General features: G+C 70.1%; 23 protein-coding genes. 20 read left to right on the top strand and 3 right to left on the bottom strand.

Annotated features, from left to right (window positions below; all coding sequences use genetic code 11):
- The first annotated feature begins 15 nt into the window (after nt 1-15).
- The 3 genes from JJ685_RS27265 to JJ685_RS27255 all read left to right on the top strand — a co-directional run bounded on the left by JJ685_RS27265 (nt 16) and on the right by JJ685_RS27255 (nt 2,059).
- A complete protein-coding gene (locus tag JJ685_RS27265; RefSeq protein ID WP_201677538.1) occupies nt 16-519 on the top strand; it encodes a peptidylprolyl isomerase in 504 nt (167 codons plus the stop codon).
- A gap of 65 nt (nt 520-584) precedes the next feature.
- Nucleotides 585-1,301 carry a UDP-2,3-diacylglucosamine diphosphatase gene (locus JJ685_RS27260; protein WP_330901859.1) on the top strand — a complete coding sequence of 239 codons (717 nt, stop codon included), beginning with the start codon at nt 585-587 and terminating at the stop codon, nt 1,299-1,301.
- Complete coding sequence (locus JJ685_RS27255; RefSeq protein ID WP_201677537.1) at nt 1,301-2,059, top strand: M90 family metallopeptidase; 759 nt, start codon at nt 1,301-1,303, stop codon at nt 2,057-2,059. The genes JJ685_RS27260 and JJ685_RS27255 overlap by 1 nt, the downstream gene beginning before the upstream one ends.
- Here JJ685_RS27255 and JJ685_RS27250 read toward each other — a convergent pair.
- On the bottom strand, nt 2,056-4,803 hold the full coding sequence (locus JJ685_RS27250) for a DUF349 domain-containing protein (protein ID WP_201677536.1): 2,748 nt from the start codon (nt 4,801-4,803) through the stop codon (nt 2,056-2,058). The two genes, JJ685_RS27255 and JJ685_RS27250, sit on opposite strands and share 4 nt — an antisense overlap.
- A gap of 844 nt (nt 4,804-5,647) precedes the next feature.
- Between JJ685_RS27250 and JJ685_RS27245 the strand changes: the two genes are divergently transcribed.
- From JJ685_RS27245 to nrdR, 3 genes are all read left to right on the top strand, one after another.
- The gene (locus JJ685_RS27245) at nt 5,648-6,469 is read left to right on the top strand and encodes a lytic transglycosylase domain-containing protein (RefSeq protein WP_201677535.1); all 822 of its coding nucleotides are present in this window, start codon (nt 5,648-5,650) and stop codon (nt 6,467-6,469) included.
- Between the two features lie 248 nt (nt 6,470-6,717).
- Nucleotides 6,718-7,962 carry a serine hydroxymethyltransferase gene (gene glyA, locus JJ685_RS27240; protein WP_201677534.1) on the top strand — a complete coding sequence of 415 codons (1,245 nt, stop codon included), beginning with the start codon at nt 6,718-6,720 and terminating at the stop codon, nt 7,960-7,962.
- Nucleotides 7,963-8,055: 93 nt separating this feature from the next.
- On the top strand, nt 8,056-8,505 hold the full coding sequence (gene nrdR, locus JJ685_RS27235; protein ID WP_201677533.1) for a transcriptional regulator NrdR: 450 nt from the start codon (nt 8,056-8,058) through the stop codon (nt 8,503-8,505).
- A gap of 3 nt (nt 8,506-8,508) precedes the next feature.
- Here nrdR and JJ685_RS27230 read toward each other — a convergent pair whose 3' ends face one another.
- The gene (locus JJ685_RS27230; protein ID WP_201677532.1) at nt 8,509-9,054 is read right to left on the bottom strand and encodes a GspH/FimT family protein; all 546 of its coding nucleotides are present in this window, start codon (nt 9,052-9,054) and stop codon (nt 8,509-8,511) included.
- 83 nt (nt 9,055-9,137) lie between these two features.
- The gene (locus JJ685_RS27225; RefSeq protein WP_201677531.1) at nt 9,138-9,830 is read right to left on the bottom strand and encodes a hypothetical protein; all 693 of its coding nucleotides are present in this window, start codon (nt 9,828-9,830) and stop codon (nt 9,138-9,140) included.
- Between the two features lie 159 nt (nt 9,831-9,989).
- Here JJ685_RS27225 and JJ685_RS27220 point away from each other — a divergent pair, with 159 nt between their 5' ends.
- From JJ685_RS27220 to tolQ, 14 genes are read left to right on the top strand one after another with little or no spacing between them, the layout of a single operon-like run.
- Entirely contained in the window at nt 9,990-10,433 is a 444-nt protein-coding gene (locus JJ685_RS27220) for a type IV pilin protein (RefSeq protein WP_201677530.1), read from the top strand.
- A 5-nt stretch (nt 10,434-10,438) separates the two neighbouring features.
- Nucleotides 10,439-11,023, top strand: a complete 585-nt coding sequence (locus JJ685_RS27215; RefSeq protein ID WP_201677618.1) for a GspH/FimT family pseudopilin — start codon at nt 10,439-10,441, stop codon at nt 11,021-11,023.
- An 11-nt stretch (nt 11,024-11,034) separates the two neighbouring features.
- Nucleotides 11,035-11,499: a type IV pilus modification protein PilV gene (pilV, locus tag JJ685_RS27210; RefSeq protein ID WP_201677529.1), complete on the top strand. Its 465-nt coding sequence runs from the start codon at nt 11,035-11,037 to the stop codon at nt 11,497-11,499.
- Nucleotides 11,496-12,638 carry a PilW family protein gene (locus JJ685_RS27205; protein ID WP_201677528.1) on the top strand — a complete coding sequence of 381 codons (1,143 nt, stop codon included), beginning with the start codon at nt 11,496-11,498 and terminating at the stop codon, nt 12,636-12,638. Before pilV ends, JJ685_RS27205 begins: the two co-directional genes overlap by 4 nt.
- Nucleotides 12,632-13,234 (top strand): pilus assembly PilX family protein, encoded by a 603-nt coding sequence (locus JJ685_RS27200; protein WP_201677527.1) that lies wholly within the window; start codon nt 12,632-12,634, stop codon nt 13,232-13,234. The genes JJ685_RS27205 and JJ685_RS27200 overlap by 7 nt, the downstream gene beginning before the upstream one ends.
- Nucleotides 13,209-18,317 (top strand): pilus assembly protein, encoded by a 5,109-nt coding sequence (locus tag JJ685_RS27195; RefSeq protein WP_201677526.1) that lies wholly within the window; start codon nt 13,209-13,211, stop codon nt 18,315-18,317. Before JJ685_RS27200 ends, JJ685_RS27195 begins: the two co-directional genes overlap by 26 nt.
- Nucleotides 18,318-18,354: 37 nt before the next feature.
- Complete coding sequence (gene ribD, locus JJ685_RS27190; protein ID WP_201677525.1) at nt 18,355-19,461, top strand: bifunctional diaminohydroxyphosphoribosylaminopyrimidine deaminase/5-amino-6-(5-phosphoribosylamino)uracil reductase RibD; 1,107 nt, start codon at nt 18,355-18,357, stop codon at nt 19,459-19,461.
- A gap of 44 nt (nt 19,462-19,505) precedes the next feature.
- Nucleotides 19,506-20,135 carry a riboflavin synthase gene (locus JJ685_RS27185; RefSeq protein WP_201677524.1) on the top strand — a complete coding sequence of 210 codons (630 nt, stop codon included), beginning with the start codon at nt 19,506-19,508 and terminating at the stop codon, nt 20,133-20,135.
- Nucleotides 20,132-21,262, top strand: coding sequence for a bifunctional 3,4-dihydroxy-2-butanone-4-phosphate synthase/GTP cyclohydrolase II (gene ribBA / locus JJ685_RS27180; RefSeq protein WP_201677523.1), 1,131 nt, complete (start codon nt 20,132-20,134; stop codon nt 21,260-21,262). The genes JJ685_RS27185 and ribBA overlap by 4 nt, the downstream gene beginning before the upstream one ends.
- Before the next feature lie 18 nt (nt 21,263-21,280).
- Complete coding sequence (gene ribH / locus JJ685_RS27175; RefSeq protein WP_201677522.1) at nt 21,281-21,745, top strand: 6,7-dimethyl-8-ribityllumazine synthase; 465 nt, start codon at nt 21,281-21,283, stop codon at nt 21,743-21,745.
- Nucleotides 21,742-22,221 (top strand): transcription antitermination factor NusB, encoded by a 480-nt coding sequence (nusB, locus tag JJ685_RS27170; RefSeq protein WP_201677521.1) that lies wholly within the window; start codon nt 21,742-21,744, stop codon nt 22,219-22,221. The genes ribH and nusB overlap by 4 nt, the downstream gene beginning before the upstream one ends.
- 28 nt (nt 22,222-22,249) lie before the next feature.
- A complete protein-coding gene (locus JJ685_RS27165) occupies nt 22,250-23,434 on the top strand; it encodes a pyridoxal phosphate-dependent aminotransferase (RefSeq protein ID WP_201677520.1) in 1,185 nt (394 codons plus the stop codon).
- Nucleotides 23,431-23,832, top strand: coding sequence for a tol-pal system-associated acyl-CoA thioesterase (ybgC, locus tag JJ685_RS27160; RefSeq protein WP_201677519.1), 402 nt, complete (start codon nt 23,431-23,433; stop codon nt 23,830-23,832). The genes JJ685_RS27165 and ybgC overlap by 4 nt, the downstream gene beginning before the upstream one ends.
- On the top strand, nt 23,829-24,521 hold the full coding sequence (gene tolQ, locus JJ685_RS27155; RefSeq protein ID WP_201677518.1) for a protein TolQ: 693 nt from the start codon (nt 23,829-23,831) through the stop codon (nt 24,519-24,521). Before ybgC ends, tolQ begins: the two co-directional genes overlap by 4 nt.

The raw sequence follows: 24,521 nt of genomic DNA, 5'->3' as shown, positions 1-24,521 counted from the left end.
AAAGGGGGCATTGCCATGAATCCCAGGGTCGAACTGCACATCGCGGGCCAGGGCGTCGTCACGCTGGAGCTCGACGAGCAGAAGGCGCCCAAGACCGTCGCCAACTTCGTGAACTACGTGAAGAAGGGGCACTACGACGGCACGATCTTCCACCGCGTCATCGACGGCTTCATGATCCAGGGCGGCGGCTTCGAGCCGGGCATGACCCAGAAGCCGACCGACGCGACGATCGACAACGAGGCCAACAACGGCCTGAAGAACGACCGCTACACGGTGGCGATGGCGCGCACGCAGGCGCCCCACTCCGCCTCCGCCCAGTTCTTCATCAACGTCGCCGACAACGAGTTCCTGAACCACAAGTCGCCCACGGCGCAGGGCTGGGGCTATGCCGTGTTCGGCAAGGTGGTCGGCGGCACCGACGTGGTCGACAAGCTCAAGGGCGTGAAGACGGGCCGCAAGGGCTTCCACGACGACGTGCCGCTGCAGGACGTCGTGATCGAGAAGGCGGTCCTGGTCTGAACACCGGGGTCTCGGCGCCCGCCCCGCAGGCGCAGGAACTGCGCGCCCCGCCGGGCTGGCGCAGCGTGGAGTGCATCTCCGACCTGCACCTGCAGGCCGACCGGCCGGCCACCTTCGAGGCCTGGCGGCGCTACCTGGCGGCCACGACGGCCGACGCCGTCTTCCTCCTCGGCGACATCTTCGAAGCCTGGATCGGCGACGACGTGCTCGCCGCCGGCGGCTTCGAGGCCGGCTGCGCCGAGGTGCTGCGCGCCGCCGCGCAGCGCATCCCCCTCTTCTTCATCGTGGGCAACCGTGATTTCCTGGTCGGCGCGGGGCTGGCCCGGGCGACCGGCCTGACGCTGCTGCGCGACCCCACGGTGCTGGCCTTCGGCGAGCGGCGCTGGCTGCTGTCGCACGGCGACGAACTGTGCGTGGGCGACACCGACTACCAGGCCTTCCGCCGGCAGGTGCGCAGCGAGCCCTGGCAGCAGGGCTTCCTCGCGCAGCCGCTGTCGGTGCGGCAGGCGCTCGCGCGCGGCATGCGCAAGGAAAGCGACGCGCTGAAGGCGACCGACCGCATCTATTCGGACGTGGACACGGCCACGGCGCTGCAATGGCTGCGGGCGGCCGATGCCGAAGTGCTGGTCCACGGCCATACCCACCTCCCGGCGGAGCATGCGCTGGACGCGCGCCACCGCCGCATCGTGCTGACCGACTGGGACGCCGAGGCGGTGCCCCCGCGCGGCGAGGCGCTGCGCATCGGGCGCGACGGCACCGTGCAGCGCGTCGGGCTCGCCTGATGTGGGCGTGGCTGCGGCGCCGTCGCAGCGCGCCGGAGATTCCCGAGGCGCTGTGGCGCCGCACCCTGGAACGCTATCCCTTCCTCGCGGACCGGCCCGCCGGGGAGATCGCCAGGCTGCGCGGGCTGGCGGCCGAATTCCTCGCCGGCAAGGAATTCCACGGCGCCGGCGGACTGGCGATCACCGACGAGATCGCGCTGGCGATCGCCGCCCAGGCGGTGCTGCCGGTGCTGCACCTCGGCCTGGCCTGGTACGACGATTTCGTCGGCATCGTGGTGCACCCGGACGAAGTGGTGGCGCGCCGCTCGCAGGTGGACGAAAGCGGGGTGGTCCACGACTGGGACGAGGTGCTGGCCGGCGAGGCGATGGAGGGCGGGCCGGTCATGCTGAACTGGCACGACGTCGCGCACGCGGGCACCTCGGCCGAGATCGGCTTCAATGTGGTGATCCACGAATTCGTGCACAAGATCGACCTGCGCGACGGCGCTGCCGACGGCTGCCCTCCCCTGCCCTCGCGGGCCGCCCGCAAGCGCTGGCTGGAGCTGATGGAGCGCGAGTACCAGCGCTTCCGCGAGCAGGTGATCGTGGCCGAGCGCTTCGGCGGCGAAGCGCCCTGGCTGGACCCGTATGGCGCGACGGCGATCGACGAGTTCTTCGCCGTCGCCTGCGAGGCCTATTTCGTGAACCGCGAGCGCTTCGGGCGGGAGTTCGCCGAACTCACCGCCCTGTTCGACGGGTTCTACCTGCCGAAGCCCTAGCGGCGCAGCAGCGCCTTCAGGGCGGCCTGCAGGCGGCGGGCCGCGCCAGCGTCGAAGCCGGTCCCCAGCACCTTCGCCACGTCCGTGCCCCAGGTCTCCTGCGGGCCGGCCTCGTGCCGTTTCGTCAGCAGCTGCAGCTGCAGCGCGCGGCGCGCGGTGATCTGCTCGCCGGGCGTCGGCACGTCGGCCGCGATCTCCAGGCGCAGCAGCGCCTCGGACGCATCGCCGCCGGCGGCCTTGCCCAGGGCCTGGATCCAGCCCTGGCGCACCTGCGGACTCACCACCTTGCCCAGCTCCTGGTGGCTCGGAACCTGCTCGCCCGAGCGCTGCTCCCAGGCCGCCATCAGCTGCGTGAGCGCCTCGCCGTGCGCCTGCGCGGCCAGCTTGCGCAGGGCCGCCTGCGCGTGCTCCTGCGCCTCGCGCTGGGCGCGGAAGGCGGCATCGCCCAGGCGCGGACCGCGGTCCTCGCGCTCGAATCGGTCCCCGCGGTCGCCCCGCGGCGGGCCGCGGCGGTCGTCGCGCGCATCGCGGCCGCCGGGGCCGCCCGGTCGACGCGCCTCGAAGCGGCCGCCCGGCCGGGTGGCGGTGGCCGCCACTTCGGGGCGGCGCGCGCCGGGCCGGTCGTCGCCGCGCATGGCGATGACCGGCTTCGGCGCCGGCCTGGCGGGGGCGGCGGCAGCGGCCTCGCCTTCGGAGGCCGCCGGTTCCGCCGCGGTGGCTTCAGCCGTCGGAGCTTCGCCTGCCGGCGCTTCGCCCGGTGCGGCGGCAGCCGCCGGCGCGGGAGCCGCGGCCGCTTCGCCGCCGCGCAGCGCCTGTTCCAGCGCCGCCACCGCGACGCGGATCTTCTGCGCATCGCCGCTGGCGGTGGCTTCCTCCACCGCCTTGGACGCCTCCAGCACCGCGCGGTCGCGCGAGCTGAGGGCGGCGCTCGCCTTCTCGCGTTCGGCGGTCTTGCGGCTGAAGGCTTCGTCGATCGGCTTGCGGAACGCGTCCCACAGCTTCTGTTCCTGCTTGCGGTCCAGCGGCACGGTCTGGGCCTCGGCCTGCCAGCGCTGCTGCAGCGCCTTGACGGCGTCGATGCGCAGCATGGGCGCCTCGCCCAGCACCCGCGCCTCCTCGATCATGGCGTTGCGGCGCTCGACGCTTTCCTTCTGCGCCCGCTCCAGCGGGGCGGCGGCGTGCGAGATCGCCTCCTTCCACTGCGGCTGCAGTTCGGCGAAGGCCTTCTCGCTCAGGTGGCCCGCCTCGCGCCAGCGCTCGGAGAACTGGTGGATCGCGCGGTTGAAGCCCTTCCAGTCGCTGCTCTCCGACTGCTCGTGGGCGGCGGCCCAGGCCTTCACCTCCTCGATCAGCGCCAGGCGCGTGGCCCGGTGTTCGGCGGCTTCGGACTTGACCTTGTCCAGCCATTCCTGCACCACCTTGTAGGCCTCGTTGCAGGCCTCGTCGAAGCGCTTCCACAGCGCGTGGTTCGGCGGGCCGCCCTGGTCGACCTGCTTCCACTGCTCGCGCAGGCCGCGCAGGGTCTCCTGCATCTTGCGTCCGCCCAGGCGGGGCTTGCGCACCACGGCCGGCGGCACCGGCGTGGCGGCGGGCGACTCGGCCTCGGCCTCCTCGATGGCGGCGGCTTCCGAGTCGGCCGGCGCCGGCGCGGGCGGCGCGGCCGCGGGCACCGTCTCGAACAGGGCCTCCGCCTTGGCGACCAGTTCCTGGCGCAGCTGGTCGGCGCGCCAGCGCTGCCAGCCTTCCATCTCGCCGGCGGCGCCGAGCGCGGCATGGGCCTGCGACTCCAGCTTGTCGTCCACCAGCCTGCCGTGTTCCTTCAGGGCGTTGCGCAGGGCGTTGGCGGCGCCGGCCGTGGCCTTGCCGTGGCCCTGCGCGACTTCCTGTTCCAGCCGGGCGAGCGCCTCGCTCACGGCCTGGTTGGCCCTGGCCTTCAGTTCCGGGTCGACCTTCGGCTTGGGCGGCTTGGGCGGCGCGCTCTCGGGCGGCAGGCCGCGCGCCTGGCGCAGTTCGTCGGCCCACACCGGCACCGGCGGCAGCGGCGCGTTGGCGTCGTCCGCGGCGGCGGTGGCCTGCGCCAGCGCCGTCTGGAAGGCGTCCCACACCACCTGCAGCTGCGAGCGCGAGGCTTCCAGCAGCGGCGGGAACCTGGCGTCCACGCTGCCCCAGTTGGCGTCGTCCAGCAACGCCTGGGCCTGCGCCTGCCACTGGGGGACGTCGGCACGCAGGGCTTCGACGGCGAGCTGCGCGTCCTTCCACGACTTGGTGGACAGCACCTCGATGCGCTGCGCCAGCAGCACCGCGGCCTCGCGCTGCACCTGGACGCGGTTCTGCAGGTCCTCGATGCCCTTGATGCGCTCGGCCAGCTGCGTCTTCACGCCCGCCAGCGGCTCGCGGCTGAGGGGGGCGCCCGCCTTGGCGGCGTCGCGCTGCCACGCCAGGGCGTCGGCGATGTTCAGCCGCGGCTGCGCGAGCAGGTGCCTGGCCTTCTCGGACCATTCGGCGGCGATCGCCTCCTGCCCCTTGGCCCGCTTGATCTCGTCGAGCCGTTCGCGCAGCAGGCGCGCCGCGCCCTTGTCGCGCGCGCTCAGCTCGCGGAACACCTCCTGCATCTGCTCGGCGCTCGGCTCGCCCGCCAGCCACTCGCGCACGCGGGCGGCACGTTCACCGGAGGTCGGGGCGGAAAAGGCGCCACCGGTCAGCGCGTCCAGCGCCTGCGTGTCGTGGATCTTCAAGCTGCTCACAAGTCTTTATTCGAACGAAAGGAAAGCCCCCAGGCGGGGGCAAGGTGCGTATTCTCGCCGCGAAACGCGCCGGCGCGTCGCGGCGAAGGTGCAAATGGGGGCAAGGAGCCGTCGAGAAGGCCCAAATGGAAAGCCCGGCCAGGAGCCTGAAGCTGCCTGCCGGGCTGGACGGTCCGACCCAATGTCGTTGCCGTCTGGGTTCGCAACACGAACGTGGTGTCCGCGTTGCGCCGGAAGCAAAGATTGCTTCCTTGAGGAAGCCGGGGCTGCCACAGAGCGTGGCCCTACCGGCTGGTGCCCGATCGCTCGGGCACCGTCAAGTTAGGCCGAGACGGCCCGGATTGCAAATCCGTCTTTTCAATGGGCTTGGCGACGTCGATTGCCAGAACGACGTTCGGTCCGCCTAGCGGCCGACAATCCTGCCCCGCCGGTACGCCGGATCGACAAGCGGTCGCCGCACTGTCAGCTTTCTTCGGACGCTCCTTTTTTGCTAGCACGCCGCCCTCTGTCGGGAGTCGCCGACGGGCTGCCGCGGCGAAGGCCTACGGAACTTTCCCCCTGCTGAGCCATAGAGTATCCCGGTCTAACAAACTGATATGCATAAGGAGGCATTGAAACATCCTTGACCAGGAATTTAGCGCCTGCCTAGAATCCGCCGCGTTCCCCGAAGAAGGGGAACATCCAGAAGACCCGCTGCCGAACCCGGCGAGTCGGACGGGACAGGCCCTCCTTCAAGAAGGGCGTCCGGTCCGATGGCGTACCAATCCAAACGAGGGGATCGAAGGTGGCTGCCGCTTTGCGAAGCGGCACTGCTTTCGGCCTCCGCGCGTAGAAAGGAAGTGCTATGACAGCGTCAGGCAAACTGGGAAGAATTGCCCGCGGGCTGCAGACCTTCTGCGGCGACGTCGCCCAGGGCTTCTTCGAGATCACGCACAACGGCTTCGCGGTAGTGGGGCTGGCGGTGGTGTTTTCAGTTTTGACCCTGCTCGCCCGGCCCGACCTCCGTCAGGCCGGGGAATCCCAACTCATGTCCTGGCTGCATGCGCGCCAGGTGGAGTCGCTCGGCCTCGTGCCCGAACTCGATGCAATCGACCGGGCTACGGCCCTGAACCCCAAGGACCTGCCCAAGCAGCAGGCCCAGGTGGCCTACTGGCTCAGCCGGAAGTACCGGGTCGCGCCCGAACCCCTGAGCGCTCTGGTCGCCGAGGCCTACGAGATCGGCCAGCGCAACAAGATCGACCCGACGCTGCTGCTGGCGGTGATGGCGGTGGAATCCGGCTTCAACCCCTTCGCCCAGAGCCCGGTGGGCGCGCAGGGCCTGATGCAGGTGATGACCGGCATCCACAGCGACAAGTACGAGAACTTCGGCGGCAAGCTGGCAGCCTTCGACCCCGTGACCAACCTGCGGGTGGGCGCCAAGGTCCTGCAGGAGTGCATCCACCGCGCCGGCTCGGTGCCGGCGGGGCTCAAGTTCTACGTGGGCGCCGCCCTGCTGGCCGAGGACGGCGGCTATGCCGACAAGGTCCTGGCCGAACACGCTAGGCTGCAGCAGGTGGCGCAGGGCCGCCCGGTCCCGATCCTGCCGCCGGCGGCGCCGCTGCGCACGATCGCGCCGATTCCGCCGGCAACGCCGACGGTGCAGGGCGACGACACGCCCGCGGTCTGATCCGCGCAACGGGCTAGGGTAAACTCGGCCCCGTGCGCGACTGGCGATAGGCGCGTCCCGTTCCGGGGCGCGCTGACGTGGATCCAGCGGGGGCCCGCCCCCCAAACCACCGGGAAGCGTACCGCGGGTTCCGCCGAACTTGCCGCTGCGCCACTTCGTGGCGCCGGGCGTTCCACGGCCCCCGTGTTCAGCCGTTCGCCTGGGCAGCCCTGATTCGCAGGGACCTTTCGTCCACGGAACTGCCGCTCATGTACGACCGCCGAATCCTCATCGAACAGACCGATCCCGAACTCTGGGCCGCCATCCAGGCCGAGAACCTCCGCCAGGAAGAGCACATCGAGCTGATCGCGAGCGAGAACTACGCCTCGCCCGCCGTCATGGCCGCCCAGGGCACCCAGCTCACGAACAAGTACGCCGAGGGCTACCCCGGCAAGCGCTATTACGGCGGCTGCGAGAACGTCGACATCGCCGAGCAGCTGGCGATCGACCGCATCAAGCAGATCTTCGGCGCCGACGCCGCCAACGTGCAGCCGCACTCCGGCGCCCAGGCCAACGAGGCCGTGTTCCTGGCCTTCCTGAAGCCCGGCGACACCATCATGGGCATGAGCCTGGCCGAAGGCGGCCACCTCACCCACGGCATGCCCCTCAACATGAGCGGCAAGTGGTTCAACGTGGTGAGCTACGGCCTGAACAAGGAAGAAGCGATCGACTACGACGCGATGGAGCGCAAGGCCCACGAACACAAGCCGAAGCTGATCATCGCCGGCGCCTCGGCCTACTCGCTGCACATCGACTTCGCGCGCTTCGCCAAGGTGGCGAAGGACGTCGGCGCCATCTTCATGGTGGACATGGCCCACTACGCCGGCCTGATCGCCGCAGGCGTCTACCCCAACCCGGTGCCGCACGCCGACGTGGTGACCTCCACCACCCACAAGAGCCTGCGCGGCCCGCGCGGCGGCTTCATCCTGATGAAGTCGGCGCACGAGAAGGCGATCAACAGCGCGATCTTCCCCGGCCTGCAGGGCGGCCCGCTGATGCACGTGATCGCCGCCAAGGCGGTGGCCTTCAAGGAAGCCCAGTCGCCGGAGTTCAAGGCCTACCAGCAGCAGGTGGTGCGCAACGCGCAGGTCATGGCCGAGACGCTGGCCGAGCGCGGCCTGCGCATCGTCAGCGGCGGCACCCAGAGTCACGTGATGCTGGTGGACCTGCGCTCCAAGGGCATCACCGGCAAGGAAGCGGAAGCGGTGCTGGGCGAGGCCCACATCACGATCAACAAGAACGCGATCCCGAACGATCCCGAGAAGCCGATGGTCACCAGCGGCGTGCGCGTCGGCACGCCGGCCATGACCACCCGCGGCTTCAAGGAGGAGGAGGCGCGCCTCACCGCCAACCTGGTGGCCGACGTGCTGGAGCACCCGCGCGACGCCGGCCACATCGAGCGCGTGCGCGCGAAGGTCAACGCGCTGACCCGCCGCTTCCCGGTCTACAAGTAAAGAAATGACAGCCCCCACGGTCGGCACTACGTGTCCTCCCTGCCCCCCGAGGGGGCTCTCGCTTGCTTGGGGCGGCCCGGCGCTGCGCTCGGCATGAAGTGTCCGTTCTGCGGCCATGGCGATACCCAGGTGGTGGAGACGCGCATGGCCGAGGACGGCGGCTTCATCCGCCGGCGGCGCCAGTGCGCGCACTGCGAGAAGCGCTTCACCACCTACGAGCGGCCGGACGTGAGCTTCCCCGCGGTGGTCAAGAAGGACGGCCGCCGGATCGAATTCGAGCGCGCCAAGCTGCTCGGCTCCTTCAAGCTGGCGCTGCGCAAGCGCCCGGTAGGCACCGAGCAGATCGACCACGCCGTCGAGCGCATCGAGGAGAAGCTGCTGAACCTGGGAGTGCGCGAAGTCCCCAGCTCGCGCCTGGGCGAACTCGTGATGCGCGAGCTGAAGAAGCTGGACAAGGTGGCCTACGTGCGCTTCGCCAGCGTCTACCGCAGCTTCGAGGACGTCGACGAGTTCAAGACGGTGGTCGACGAGATCCGCAAATAGCGTTCAGCGGCAGCTCGCCACCGTCGCCTTCTGCACGCGCGGCCGCCCGATGGCGTTCAGGATCACCTGGCGCGCGGCAGCCGGCCCCTCCGAGCGGCGGCAGATCGTCACCGTGCCAGCCTGGAAGCCCCCGCCCACGAGCTTGGACGCTCCCACCGCCGTGTAGGTGACGTAGCTGGCCACCGGCTGGTTGCCCACCACCCGCAGCTGGCCCTCCAGTGCGGCGCGACGCGCCAGCACCTCCTCGTCCTCGTCCACCAGCCGGTTGCCGTTCTCGTCATGGAACACGATCCAGCCCTGCTCCCAGCCGCCCTGCGTGGTGCATTGGAGGCCGTCGGGCGACTTGCACAGGGTGACCCGCCGGTTGCGCTGGAGCGCTTCGGCGCGGGCCCGCTGCAGGTCCGCCACGAGTTCGACGGTCGCCGCCGCGAGCCTGGCGCCCTGCTGGTACTCGGCCAGCGCCGGGGCGCCCAGCGCCGCCACCGCGGCGACGAGGGCCACTGCGACCAGCAACTCCACGAGGGTGACGCCGCACTGGATCGAACGCATGCCCCGCAAGGTAGGCCGGCACGGCCCGCCGGGACAGCAAGGAATGCATCACGTTCCGGTGCCGCAGCGACCACGGACGCGGGTCATCTTCCCTCGACAAGCTGCGGCTTCCAGCACTGGCTGGAGGCGACGTCCAGTTGTCCGGCATCATCGAAACACAGCAGCGTGCGCAGTTCCGCCGCTGCCGGCCGGTCCTGCGGCCGCGCGGGCGTGAAGCGCACCTGCGCGATCGCCTGTTCGAGCAGCGAGACCTGTTCGGGGGTGAGCTCGTTGGGCGTCACTTCCGCCCGCTGCACCGCACCGGACGGATCCACCCAGACGCTTACCTGGAGGCGGCGGCCGACCAGCTGCGGGGCGATCTCACGCACGTCGGGGACGCCCTGCGGTACCGGCCCCTGGGCCTGTTCCTCGGGCGGATGGAAGCTCGTGTCGGGCCGCGCGGCGGCCTGTTCGACGGGCTGCGGCGCGGGCTCGGGGGGCGCAGCCGCGGGCGCGGGAACCGCGGCGCGCGGCCGGGGTTCAACCGGGGGCTGCGGCACGGGAAGCGCGGGCGGCGCGGGAAGAGGCTGGGGCGCGGCGGCAGGGCGTTCGACGCTCGCCGTCGTGAGCGTCACCACCAGGACCGGCCGCAAGGCGTGCGCGTCGCGCGGGACGCGCAGGACGAACAGGAGCAGAACATGGACGACGAGCGAGACGAGCAGGGCCGGCAGCAGCGACCGCCAGGGCAGCCAGGAGGCCCCCGCCGGGGCGCCATGCACGCCGTGCGGACCGTGCAACCCGCCTTGTCCCGCTTGGAAAAAATGTCTCAGCTAAGCCTCACCGTCCGTCAGGCCTCTCGACCCACTTATCTAGCGGCAAGCCTGATGCCGGGGGATTACAGCATAAGCTGCGACACAACAATGAAAAAGGGAGCGGCGCCACCGCCGGAGCAGGAAATGCAAAGAAGATCACGCACAGCAGGATTTACGCTCATCGAGCTGATGATCACGGTCGCGATCGTCGCGATCCTGGCCTCGGTCGCCCTCCCCTCGTACCGCTCCTACGTCCTTCGCGGCCGCATCCCGGACGCCACGTCCGGCCTCTCGGCGAAGCGGGTCCAGATGGAGCAGTTCTTCCAGGACAACCGCACCTACGAAGGCGCCACCGCCGGCAACCTGGACAGCTCGACCAGCCAGGCCTTCGACTTCAGCGCCAACGGCGGCGGCGGCGATACCCGCACCCGCAGCGGCTACACCCTGTACGCGATCGGCAAGGGGTCGATGGCGGGCTTCACCTTCTCCGTCGACCAGTCCAACTCCAAGCGGTCCACCGTCACGGGCGTGACGAGCTGGTCGGGCAACGCCAGCTGCTGGGTCACCAGGCCGGGGGGATCGTGTTGAGCGGCATGCGTCGGCAAGCCGGCGTGAGCCTCGTCGAGGTCATGGTCGGCGTCACCCTCGCCGGCCTCCTGATCGCGATGGCGATTCCCTCGTTCCAGCAGGGCAACCAGAACCGCCAGATCCGCACGGCCGCCGAGACGATCCAGAACGGCCTGCAGTTGGCCCGCACCGAGGCGCTGCAGCGCAACCGGATCATCCGGTTCCAGCTGCTCGAAGCGAACGGCTGGCGCGTCGGCTGCGACACGCCGGAAACCAACCTCATCGACGGCCAGCAGGCCTGCCCGGAGACGCTGCAGGAGCGGCACCCCTCCGAGGGCTCGCGGACCGCGGAGGTCGCACGCGTGACGGTCGACCGCACCAGCGGCGCAGACTCCGGCGCCTTCGACGAACTGAAGTTCACGCCGCTGGGGCGGGTCAGCACGCTCGCCGCGGCCAACAACAACGCGGTCTTCCGCGTCACCAATCCCGGCGGCGGCACCTGCGTCGCCGCGGGTGGCGACATGCGCTGCCTGTCCGTCATCGTGACCACCGGAGGCCAGGTCCGGATGTGCGACCCCGCCGTCGCCTCCCCCGACCCGCGCGCCTGCTAAGGAGAACCGACGTGCGTGCGAACAATCCGATGGCCGCCCGGCGGAGCCGGCGGTTCCAGGGTGGCGTGATGCTGCTCGAAGCCCTCATCGCGATCCTGATCTTCTCCGTGGGCATTCTCGGCATCGTCGGCCTGCAGGCCACCGCCGTGAAGCAATCGACCGAGGCGCGGTACCGTTCCGAGGCGTCGCACCTGGCCGGCCAGCTGCTCGGACGGATGTGGATCGACAACCGCACCCCCGCCGCCCTGCAGACGAAGTACAACACCTGCCCCACCGTCGCCTGCGCGGGCTATTTCGAGTGGGCGACCCGGGTTTCCGACACCCTGCCCGGCGCGACGATCACCTCGGCCACCCTGAAGCCGACGGTCGAAGTCGAGGACGACGGCCTGGTGACCATCAAGATCTACTGGCGCTCGCCCTCGGAGGACAGCTCCGAGCGGCACCGCTACGAAGTCCAATCGAAGATCGCCCAATGAGCGCCCTGGCCCTCGTTTCCCCCTCCCGCCGGCCGCTGCAGCGACAGGGCGGCTTCTCGCTCATCGAGATCCTGGTCGGCATGGTCATCGCCATGATCGGCGTGGCCATCATGACGGAGGTGCTGCTCACCTCCGACCAGCGCACGCGCTCCACCACTGCGGGCAACGAGGCCCTGAGCAGCGGGGCGGTGATGTCGCACCTGATCGAGCGCGACCTGGTGCAGGCCGGCTTCGGGATCAATTCCCCCAGGCTGCTGGGATGCAACCTGGAGCTGCGCCCGGGCGTGGTGGTCCCGCTGGCGCCCGTGACGATCAACCCGCCGACCACCGTCATCCCGGCGGGCGATGCCAACACCGACCGGCTGCTCATCGTGTACGGCAGCGACAACGGCCAGCCCGAAGGCCAGCAGATCCGGGGCATCCAGGGCGCCGGCTATGGCGTCGGCGCGTCGAGCGCCCTGGCCGACAACGATTACGTGGTGGCGGCGCCCCCCACCTGTGCCGGCAACCTCAAGCTGGCGCGCGTGGTCCCGCCCCGGGTCAACTACCTGGTGAACGTCGACGTCCTGGACCCGGCCGCGGTCACCGGCATCCTCTACAACCTGGGGCGCGCACCCCACATCGTTGCCTACGCCGTGCGGGGCGGTTCCCTCACGTCGTGCGATTTCATGGTCTCCAACTGCAGCAGCAGCCCCGCGAGCGCAGCGAACTGGACGGCCGTGGCCGGCAACATCGTCAGCCTGCGCGCGCAGTACGGCCGCGACACCGCCGCCGCCGGCGCGATGGACGGCATCGTCGACACCTGGGTCACCGCCCCTGCCCCCCCTGCCGCCCCTCTTGCCCCAATGGACGCCTGCGCGCTGGCCCGCACACCCGCCGTGCGCTTCGCCCTCGTCGCGCGCAGCAGCCAGTTCGAGAGCCATCTCGACCCGACGACGAAGCAGCGCGTGTGCGAACCGGTGACCCACGCTGGCAATGCACCCCGATGGGAGGGCAGCCTTGCCACGCCCAACGCCCCCGTCCCCGCGCCGCTCGACCTCAGCGCGGACGCGGAGTGGCAGTGCTACCGCTACCGGACGTTCGAGACGGTCGCGCCCTCCCGCAACATCAACTGGATCAGGACGCCCGCGTCATGCTGAAGCGCCGAACCGTCCCTTCGCCGCTGCGGCGCGCCCGCCAGCGCGGCATCGTGCTCGTGGTGGCCCTGGTCGTCCTGGTGGCCATCACGATCGCCGGCATCTCGATGATCCGCTCCGTCGACACCGCCACGCTGGTGGCCGGCAACCTCGCGTTCCAGCAATCCGCGACGCGCGCCGCCGACAAGGGCGTCGAAGAGGCGATCCGGGCGCTGGAGGTGGACCTCGAGGGTCGGCGTGACAGCGACGACCCCACCAGCGGCTACTTCGCCATGTTGCAGGCGGCCCAGAACCCGGCTCCCGGCCAGACCTGGCAGGAGTTCTGGAAGCTGTCGCTGGCCGACTCCGCCAAGCTCTGGAACGAGGACGAGTTCGGCAACCGCATCGAATACGTCATCCACCGGCAATGCCCGTCCGCCGGCGCCCCCGGCGTCGGGGTTTCCTGCGTGATGTCGCCCGCCATCATGGACAAGCGGGGCGGCCAGGGCATCGACGATCCCTCGTATGAAGTGGCCACCGCCGTGTACTACCGCATCACCGTCCGCGTCTCGGGCCCCCGGAGGACAGAAAGCTATGTTCAAGCCTATGTTACGAAGTAACCCCGCCGCGAAGCGGCCCGCCCGCCGCTCCCCCTTCCGCCGTGCGCTCGGCACGGCAATGGCGCTCGGCGTGGCGGCGGTGCCCCTCGGCCTGCTGGCAGCCACCGACCTCTCCACCGTCCCGCTGCCGACCTTCGCCGTCGGCTCCGCGGTGGACATCAAGCCGAACATCCTGATGGTGCTGGACGACTCCGGCAGCATGGACTGGAACTACCTGCCGGACTGGGCGAACGACCGTCCGAGCAACTATTCCTCGCTGCCGGCCTACCTGTTCCGCAACGCCTCGTTCAACGGCGTGTCGTACAACCCCGCGGTGCGCTACCTGCCGCCCGTCACGTTCAACAGCTCCGGGACGAAGGAGACCTACGCCAGCATGAACGGCACGTCGGCGGCCACGGGCGCCGACATGACCCAGACCCGGCCGAACTGGCGGGCGGTGATGTTCGACGGCTACAACGTCCAGAAGGACTCCAGCGGCAACCGGCCCCTGACCAACCTCGAAACCGACGCCTACTTCTACACGATCCAGCCGGGCGAGTACTGCGACTCGCCGGCGCTGACCAACTGCACGACCAGCGCCGTCCCGACCGGCAACTTCCAGTACGCCGCGCCCCTGCGCTGGTGCAACAGCAACGCCCTGACCTCCTGCCGCGGGCTGTGGGCCGGCAGCAGCTACGACCGCCCGCGCATGGCCGCGCCGCGCATGGCGACCATCGCGTTCTCCAACCCCAACAACGCGGCCATCACCAGCATCAAGGTCGACGGCAAGGAGATCCTCTCCGCATCGACCGCTTCCACGAGCACCAACACTACGGTTGCCCAACGCGTCGCCGCCGCGATCAACGCGTGCCAGCTGGTGCAGACCGGCAACTGCACGACCGTCGGCTACTTCGCCTTCGACAACGGCGCCGGCACGGTGCGGATCTACGCCCCGGGCGCCACCCCCTCCTCGCCGGTGGTGACCAACAGCGGCACCGTCACCTCCACGACGGCGGCCTTCGCGCGCCAGAGCATCCCCCTGGTCGACTGGAACGCCAGCAGCACCACGCGCAGCACCAACCCGGTGCCGGGCGAGAACCTGCTGACCGTCATCACCCGCAGCGTCACCAGCTACCCCTTCCCGGGCGCGACGAACAAGGCGGCGGCGCGCACCGACTGCGCCGGCACCACCTGCACGTACGAAGAGGAGATGACGAACTACGCCAACTGGTGGGCGTACTACCGCACCCGGATGCAGATGATGAAGACGGCCACGTCGCGCGCGTTCGCCTCGCTCGACACCGAGGCGGACATCGCGGCCAACCGCACGCGCTACCGCATCGGCTACCTGAGCATCAACAACAACACCACCAGCGACTTCGTCAACATCACCGATTTCAACAGCAGCCAGAAGTTCACCTGGTACTCGAAGCTGTTCGCCGCGAAGCCGGCCAACAGCACGCCCCTGCGCACGGCCCTCTCCACCGCCGGCCGCCTGTATGGCGGCGTGCTGAACGGATCCACCCTCAACGGCACCCGGGTGACCGACCCGATGCAGTTCTCCTGCCAGCGCAACTACACCATCCTCTCCACCGACGGCTTCTGGAACGGCGGCGGCGGCGTCAAGCTCGATGGCACGACGGCGATGGACAACCAGGACGGCCCGCTGCCGCGGCCCTACAACGACGGCGCGACTTCCCAGAACCAGGCACGCACCAGCAAGCTGCAGCGGCGCATCAACACGCAGGTGGGCGAGCGCGGCACGCTGCAGCGCCAGGTCTCGCAGTTGCAGACCCGCACCGCGCAATTGCAGAAGCGTACCAACAACGGCAGCTGGTCGAACGCCACCTCCTGCGACCCGGACAAGAACACGGACTGCCGCTACGTGGACGGCGCATGGGCCAACGCCGCATCGTGCACGAAGGTAGACCGCTCCAGTGGCAACGGCAACTGGACAGTCGCAATCGCGCGCGACTGCCAGACGGTCGTGACCTCGGCCTTCATCAATGTGCCGTCCTGCACGCCGACGACGACGCCGGACGCGTCCGGCCAGACGATCCAGTGCCAGTACGCGTTCGCCGCCGCGGCGGCGGTCCAGAACTGTTCCCCGCTGCTCGTGGCGAACGACTTCAGCAACGCCGCGGTCTACCGCAACTGCACCACCCAGCAGGGCACGCTGACGGACGTGGCGAGCTGCACGCCCAGCAGCACCCCCAACGCCGCGGGCGAAACCGTGACCTGCGGCTACTCCGCCTGGGGCACCTGGTCCAACGTGACGAGCTGCACGGCGGTCGCGCAGAGCCCCGGGCCGACCTACACCGTCGGCACCGCCCGTGAATGCCAGTTGACGGCCAGCGGCGGCACCACCAACACGCTCGCCGACATCGCGGCCTACTACTACAACCACGACCTGCGCGACCCGGACGCCACCGGCGCGGACGCGACCGGCACCTGCACCGGCCCGATCGTGGCGCCGGCCACCACCGCCAGCGACCTGTGCGCGAACAACGTGAAGCCGTACGGCAAGGACGTCGGCACCAAGCAGCACATGACCACGCACACGCTGGGCCTGGGCGCGCAGGGGCAGATGGTCTACTCGAATTTCCAGAACGACCTGTCGGGCCAGCGCGTGTACCAGCCCGATTACTGGCTGCAGCAGACCGGCGACTTCTTCACCGTGGCGAACGGCAGCACCGCCAGTCCCACCACCGGCATCTGCCCGTGGCTGTCGGCGGGCTCCACCTGCAGCTGGCCGACCCCGGCCGCGGACTCCACCGCGAACATCGACGACCTGTGGCACGCGGCCGTGAACGGCCACGGCACCTACTTCAGCGCAGCCGACCCGGTCTCGCTGGCCGACGCGCTGAGCGGCATGCTGGCGCAGATCAACAACCCGCCGCGGCCCGGCACCGCGGCGGCTGCCGCGAGTTCCAACCCGAACATCACGAGCAGCGACAACTTCGTCTTCAGCTCCTCGTACAAGTCGGTCGAGTGGTTCGGCGAGCTGATCATGCAGAAGATCGTGGCCGGCCAGCTCACGCGCCAGGAATGGTCGGCGATGCAGCTGCTGGACTGCGCGACCAGCCCGTGGCAGGCCAACCGCCAGTACAAGCGCAACGATGCCTTCCAGCGCGACGGCCTCTGCTACGCGGTGGTGGCGGACTACACCTCCAGCGACGCCTTCGATGTCTCCGACACCGGCAATGACGGACAGAACGTGGTGAGGCTGAACGGCACGCCCGTGACGCGCAACATCTACACCGTGGGCGAAGTCAGCGGGACGTCCCAGCTGATCCCCTTCACCTGGGCGAGCCTGAACTCCAACCAGCGCGACTTCTTCTCGCGCAGCGCGATCAGCTTCGTGTCCGCGAGCCGGGGCCTCACCCAGTTCTGCACCAGCGGCGCGACCTGCATGACGGACACCGCGCAGGACTCCGCGGCGGGCTCGGCGCTCGTGAGCTACCTGCGCGGGGACCGCACCAACGAAGGGAACTGGTATCGCACGCGCAGCCACGTACTCGGCGACATCGTGAACGCCGAGGCGCGCTACGTGAAGCAGCCGCTGACGGAATACCTCGACCCCGGCTTCTCCGACTACAAGGCCTCGATGGCCAGCCGGCAGCCGACCGTGTACGTGGCGGCCAACGACGGCATGCTGCATGCGTTCGACGCCCTCACCGGCCAGGAGCGCTGGGCCTTCGTGCCCTCGGCGGTGCTGCCGGAGATGTATCGCCTGGCCGACGTGGACTACGCGACCAAGCGCCGCTACTTCGTGGACGGCACGCCTGAAATCGGCGACATCTGCCCCAAGGCGCCGGCGGCCACCTGCTCCGGCAGCGAGTGGCGCACCATCATCGTCGGCGGCCTCAACCAGGGCGGCAAGTCCTACTACGCGCTGGACATCACGAATCCGACCAGCCCCACCCTGCTGTGGGAGTTCACGAACTCCAACCTCGGCTTCAGCTACGGCAACCCCCGCATCACCAAGCTGAGCAACGGCACGTGGGTGGTGATCGTGGCGTCCGGCTACAACAATGCGGACGGCGTGGGCCGCGTCTTCGTGATCAATGCCAAGACCGGTGCGCTGATCAACACGATCTCCACCGGCGTGGGCACGGCGGCGGAGCCCAGCGGGCTGGCCAAGCTGCAGGCGCGCGCGCCGAACGCGGCGAGCAACAACACGGTGGAAGAGGTGTACGGCGGCGACCTGCTGGGGAACCTCTGGCGCTTCGACGTGAACAACACGGTCGGCGCCCCCGGCACCGACGCCCAGCTGCTGGTGCAGTTGCGTGACGCCGCCGGCAACCCGCAGCCGATCACTTCCAAGCCCGTGGTGGCCGCAGTGGCCTCCAATCCGATGGTGATCGTCGGCACCGGCCGCTACCTTGGCCAGACCGACCTGACCGACACGCGCCAGCAGACCATGTACGCCGTGAAGGACAAGCTGGACTCGACGACCCTGGCCACGCCACGCCAGAGCGGCAGCAACTTCGTGCAGCAGACCCTGGTAGAGCAGGAGTGCCCTCAGGGCTCGCCCCTCACCGTCTGCACCCCCGGCCAGCAGGTCCGGACCGTGACCGCCAGCCCGGTGGACTGGGGCGTGAAGAACGGCTGGTTCGTCGACCTGGCGCTGCAGGGCGAACGCTCGGTGACGGACGCCACGCTGGCGGTGGGCACCCTGGTGTTCACGACCATCAAGCCCCAGCCGCCGAGCACGGCCCTGATCGTCGGCTGCAGCGGCGAGAGCTCGCTGGTGGACGCGAAGAGCTTCCTGTACTTCCTGGACTACCTCACCGGCGGCCCGGTGCAGGGCACCCGGAACGTGGCCGGCTCCGAACTGTGCACCTGCGTGGCGACGCGTCCGTCGGTGGTGCGGACCGAGCAGGGCCAGATGCGCGGCATCATCCGCGTCTCGGGCGGCGGCTCGACCGGCTCCGACGCCGGCGGTGGCACTCCCAGCGACGGCACGGGCGACGGCAGCGGCAACGGCGGCCCCCAGCAGCCGATCACCGACCTGGTGGAAGCCCTGCTGAAGAACATCCCGTTCGCCCCGAACACCGGCCCGGCGCGCCGCATCTCCTGGCGCGAGCTGAACGGGGATTGATGCGAGGGGGGCGCCCGCCCTCCCGCACAATGCCCGGATGTCCGATAACCCGATGGACCAGGCGCTCGCGCTCGCCGCGCGCGCCGTCGGCCACACCGAACCCAACCCCCGCGTCGGCTGCGTGATCGTCGCGGCCGACGGCCGCACGGTCCTCGGCCAGGGCCACACGCAGCCCGCCGGCCAGGCCCACGCGGAGATCATGGCCCTGCGCGATGCCGCGGCCCGGGGACACGACGTGCGCGGCGCCACCGCCTGGGTGACGCTGGAGCCCTGCGCCCACCACGGCCGCACCGGCCCCTGCTGCGACGCGCTGGCCAGCGCCGGCATCGCGCGGGTGGTCGCCTCCCTCACCGATCCCAACCCGCTGGTGGCCGGCCAGGGCTTCGCCCGGCTGCGGGCCGCGGGCGTGGCGGTGGAGACCGGCCCCGGGGCCGCCGAGGCGCGCGAACTGAACATCGGCTTCTTCAGCCGCATGGTGCGCGGCCGCCCCTGGGTGCGCATGAAGATCGCGGCCTCCCTCGACGGCCAGACCGCGCTGGCCAACGGCCGCAGCCAGTGGATCACCGGCGAGGCGGCCCGCGCCGACGGCCACGGCTGGCGCGCCCGCGCCGGCGCCCTGCTCACCGGCATCGGCACCGTGCTGGACGACGACCCGCGGCTGGACGTGCGGCTGGCCCCGGTCGGCAAGCAGCCGCCGCTGGTGGTGGTCGACAGCCGCCTGCACACGCCGCCGGACGCGGCGCTGTTCGGGGTGCCGCAGCGCCCGGTCTGGATCTACGCGGCGGAGCAACAGCCCGAAGCGCAGGCGGCCCTGGAAGCGCGCGGCGCCCACGTCACCCACCTGCCCGGCCCGGGCGGCAAGGTCGATCTGGCGGCCCTGCTGCGGGACCTGGCCGGCCGCGGCGTCAATGAATTGCACGTGGAGTCGGGATTCAAGCTCAACGGCTCGCTGCTGCGCGAGGGGCTGGTCGACGAGTTCCTGGTCTACCTGGCGCCGAAGCTGCTGGGAAGCGGGCGGGGCATGGTGAACATCGGGCCGCTGGAGGAGCTCGCCCAAGGCGTGGCGCTTGAATTCGGCCCCTGCGAACGCGTCGGGGCGGACCTCCGGATGCTGGCCCGCATCCCGGGACGCGCCGTCTTCTAGCCCCGCCGCGGAGGTCGCCGTTCCGTACCTGCGACAATAGCGGGATGTTCACCGGCATCATCACCGGCGTCGGGCGTATCGCCGCCATCGACGACCTCGGATCTTCGCAGCAGCACGGCAAGCGGCTGACCGTCACCGCGCCGGCAGGCTACCTGGACGATGTGGGGCTGGGCGACAGCATCGCGCTCAACGGCGCCTGCATGACGGTGACCTCGCTGGACGCCAATGCGGGCCGCTTCACCATCGAGATCTCGGCCGAATCCCTGGACAAGACCGCCGGCCTCGCGCAGCCCGGCCCGGTGAACCTGGAAAAGGCGCTGCGCCCGCAGGACCGCCTGGGCGGCCACCTCGTGTCCGGCCACGTCGACGGCGTCGGCAGCGTGACGCGGATGGCGCCGGTGGGCGAGAGCTGGGAACTGTGCATCCTGGCCCCGCAGGCGCTGGGCAAGTACCTCGCCTACAAGGGCTCGATCACGGTCAACGGCGTCAGCCTCACGGTCAACACCATCGAGGACCGCGCCGACGGCACCGAGCTGAGCATCAACCTGATCCCGCACACGGTGGAAAACACGGCGCTGCACGTGCTGAAGGCCGGCGCCCGCGTGAACCTGGAGATCGACCTCATCGCCCGCTACGTCGAACGCATGCTGGGCGCCGGAAAGGGCCCGCAATGAACGCGCGCACTCCCCTCGCCCCCGTCGCCATCTCCGGCGTCGAGGAAATCGTCGCCGAGATGAAGGCCGGCCGCATGGTGATCCTCGTCGACGAGGAGGACCGCGAGAACGAGGGCGACCTCGTGCTGGCGGCCGAACACGTCACGCCGGAAGCGATCAACTTCATGGCGCGCTTCGGCCGCGGCCTGATCTGCCTGACGCTGACCCGCGAGCGCTGCGAGCTGCTGCGGCTGCCGCCGATGGTGGCGCGCAACGGCACCAAGATGGGCACGGCCTTCACCGTCTCGATCGAGGCGGCCGAGGGCGTCACCACCGGCATTTCCGCCGCCGACCGCGCCCGCACCGTGGCGGCCGCGGTGGCGCGCGACGCGAAGGCGCAGGACCTGGTGCAGCCGGGCCACATCTTCCCGCTGCAGGCGGTGGACGGCGGCGTGCTGATGCGCGCCGGCCATACCGAAGCCGGCTGCGACCTGGCCGCCATGGCGGGCCTGACGCCCGCCGCCGTGATCTGCGAGATCATGAAGGACGACGGCACGATGGCGCGCTTGCCGGACCTGCAGCTGTTCGCCGCCGAACACGGCCTGAAGATCGGCACCATCGCCGACCTGATCCACTACCGGAGCGCCAACGAAAGCCTGGTGCGCAAGATCGGCCAGCGGCCCATGCTCACGGCCTACGGCGAGTTCGTGGCGCATGCCTGGCGCGACCAGCCGAGCCAGGGCCTGCACATCGCCCTCGTCAAGGGCAGCTGGGACGCGGGCCAGGAAGTGCCCGTGCGGGTGCACGAGCCGCTGTCGGTGCTGGACGCGCTGGAGCTGAACCGGTCCATGCATTCGTGGACCCTGGACCAGAGCCTGAAGCACATCGCGGCGACGGGCCGCGGCGTCGCGGTGCTGCTCAATTGCGGCGAGGGCGCGGAGCAGTTGCTGGCGCAGTTCGACGGCACCGCGCGCGCGTCGCAGGCGCCCGAGCGCGGGCGCATGGACCTGCGCACCTACGGCGTGGGCGCTCAGATCCTGCGCGAGCTGGGCGTGCAGCGGATGAACCTCATGGGCACGCCGCGGCGCATGCCCAGCATGGCCGGTTACGGCCTGGAAGTGGCCGGCTACATCCACCGGCCCGACTAACGAATCTCGAGGGTTTTCATGTTTGGTGCAGACAAGGGCACGGCCGACCGGCTGGACGGCAAGGAGCTGGTCATCGGCATCGTGCAGGCGCGCTTCAACCAGGGCGTGACCGACGCGCTGGCGCAGGCCTGCCGCGCGGAATTGCTGAAGCGCGGCGTGCAGGAACGCAACATCGACCACGTGCTGGTCCCCGGTGCGCTGGAAGTGCCGATCGCCCTGCAGGCCATGGCCGAAAAGGGCGGCTACGACGCGCTGGTGGCGCTGGGCTGCGTGATCCGCGGCGAGACCTACCACTTCGAGCTGGTCTCCAACGAATCGGCCGCGGGCGTGACGCGCGTGGCGCTCGATTACCAGCTGCCCATCGCCAACGCCATCCTCACCACCGAGAACATGGAGCAGGCGCTGGCGCGGCAGGTCGAGAAGGGCCGCGACGCCGCCCTCGTCGCGATCGAGATGGCCAACCTCGTGGACGACATCGGATGACGACGACGCCTCCCCGCAAATCCTCCACCAAGCCGCCGCGCAGCCGCGCCCGCGAGTTCGCCGTGCAGGCGCTGTACCAGCACCTGGTGGGCCGGCAGGACCCCGAGTCCATCGACCAGTTCACCCGCGGCCTGTCGGGTTTCCACAAGGCCGACGCCGTGCACTACGACGCCCTCCTGCACGGCTGCATCCGCGAGTCGGGCGAGCTCGACGCGCTGATCGTGCCCCTGCTCGATCGCAAGCTGGAAGAGATCTCGCCGATCGAGCGGGCCGTGATGTGGATCGGCACCTACGAATTCCTGCACGCCCCCGACGTGCCCTGGCGCGTCGTGCTCAACGAGTGCATCGAGCTGGCCAAGGAGTTCGGCGGCACCGACGGCCACAAGTACGTCAACGGCGTGCTCAATGGCCTGGCGCCGCAGCTGCGCTCGGTCGAAGTGGAAGCCGACCGCGCCACCGGAAAGGCGAGGGGATGACCCACCCCCGAGGACCGGGCCAGGCAGCATGAGACTCGCGCGGCGCGCCGAGCGCATCGAGCCCTTCTACGTGATGGAGGTCGCCAAGGCGGCTTCGCAGCTGGCGCGCGAAGTGGCGCGCAGCGCGAGCCCCATGATCTTCCTGAACATCGGCGAGCCGGACTTCACGGCGCCGCCGCTGGTGCAGGAAGCCGCCGCCAGGGCGATCCGCGACGGCCGCACCCAGTACACCGACGCGACCGGCCTGCACGCCCTGCGCGAGCGCATCAGCGGCTGGTACCGCGAACGCTTCGGCGTGGCCGTGCCGGCCAGCCGCATCGTGGTCACCGCCGGTGCCTCCGCGGCGCTGCAGCTCGCCTGCCTGGCGCTGATCGAGGCCGGCGACGAGATCCTGATGCCGGACCCGAGCTACCCCTGCAACCGGCACTTCGTGAGCGCCGCCGAGGGCGACGCGGTGCTGATCCCGACGACGGCCGCCGAACGCTACCAGCTCAGCGCCGCCAAGGTGGAGGAGCACTGGGGCCCGCGCACCCGCGGCGTGCTGCTGGCCTCGCCCTCCAATCCCACGGGCACCTCGATCCACCCGGACGAACTGCGCAGGATCCACGGCTTCGTGAAGGCGAAGGGCGGCATCACGCTGCTGGACGAGATCTACCTGGGCCTGTCCTACGACGACACCTTCGGCCACACGGCCCTGGCGCTGGACGACCAGGTGATCAGCATCAACAGCTTCTCGAAGTACTTCAACATGACCGGCTGGCGCCTCGGCTGGCTGGTGGTGCCGGAAGTGCTGGTCGCGCCGCTGGAGCGGCTGGCGCAGAACCTGTTCATCTGCCCCAGCACGGTGGCGCAGCACGCGGCGCTGGCCTGCTTCGAGCCGGAGAGCATCGCCGAGTACGAGCGCCGGCGCGCCGAATTCCAGGCCCGCCGCGACTGGTTCATCCCGCAGCTGCAGGCCATGGGCCTCGCCGTGCCCGTGGTGCCCGACGGCGCCTTCTACGCGTGGGCCGACTGCGCCGACGCGGCGCAGCGCCTCGGCGTGGAGGGCAGCTGGGACTTCGCCTTCGAGGTGATGCGGCGCGCCCACGTCGCCGTGACGCCCGGCCGCGACTTCGGCCATGCCGACACCGGCCGCTTCATCCGCTTCTCCACCGCCAATTCGATGGCGCAGCTGCAGGAGGCGGCGACGCGGCTCGAGGCCCTGCTGCGATGACGGCCTTCGCCTGGCCGGTCCGCGTCTACTGGGAGGACACCGACGCGGGCGGCATCGTCTTCTACGCCAACTACCTGAAGTTCTTCGAGCGCGCCCGCACCGAATGGCTGCGCTCGCTGGGCCTGGCGCAGAGCCGGCTGCGCGAGGAGGTGGGCGGCATCTTCATCGTCAGCGAGACTTACGTGCGCTATGTGGCGCCGGCGAAACTCGACGACGAACTTATTGTTACGGCCGAGTTGAAAGAGCTTGGCAAAGCGTCTCTGATAATCGGTCAGCAAGCCCGTCGCGGCGACACCCTGCTGGCCGAAGGCACGATCCGCATCGGCTGGGTCGACGACAAGACGCTGCGGCCGGGCCGCATCCCCCCGGCCATCCTCGGAGTCCTCAGAAGCGAATGAACCAAGACCTGTCCATCCTGCAGCTCGTGCTGGGGGCCAGCCTCGTCGTGCAGCTGGTGATGCTGCTGCTGCTGTTCGTGTCCATCACGAGCTGGGCGGCCATTTTCGGCAAGCTGTTCGCGCTGCGCCGGGTGAATAGCAAGAACGAGGAGTTCGAGCGCGACTTCTGGTCCGGGACCAGCCTCAACGACCTGTTCGCGGCCGCTGCGCAGAACGCCAAGCTGGCCGGCCCCATGGAGCGCATCTTCGCCTCCGGCATGCGCGAGTACCAGAAGCTGCGCGAGCGCCGCATCGCCGATGCCGCCACCCTGCTCGATGGCGCCCGCCGCGCGATGCGCGCGAGCTTCCAGCGCGAACTCGACGTGGTGGAAATGCACCTGTCCTTCCTGGCCTCGGTCGGCTCGGTCTCGCCCTACGTCGGCCTGTTCGGCACCGTGTGGGGGATCATGCACGCCTTCACCGGCCTGGGCGCCCTGCAGCAGGTGACGCTGGCCACCGTGGCGCCCGGCATCGCCGAGGCGCTGGTCGCCACCGCGCTGGGCCTGTTCGCCGCCATCCCGGCGGTGGTGGCCTACAACCGCTTCGCCCGCGACATCGACCGCGTCGCCATCAAGCTGGAGACCTTCATCGAGGAGTTCTCCAACATCCTGCAGCGCAACCTCGGCGCCCAGTCCGCCTCGGGGCACTGA

It is taken from the genome of Ramlibacter monticola (assembly GCF_016722785.1).
GTDB lineage: Bacteria > Pseudomonadota > Gammaproteobacteria > Burkholderiales > Burkholderiaceae_C > Ramlibacter > Ramlibacter monticola.
Note: the sequence above shows the minus strand (reverse complement) of the source record. Positions and strands in the feature narration are given on the sequence as shown.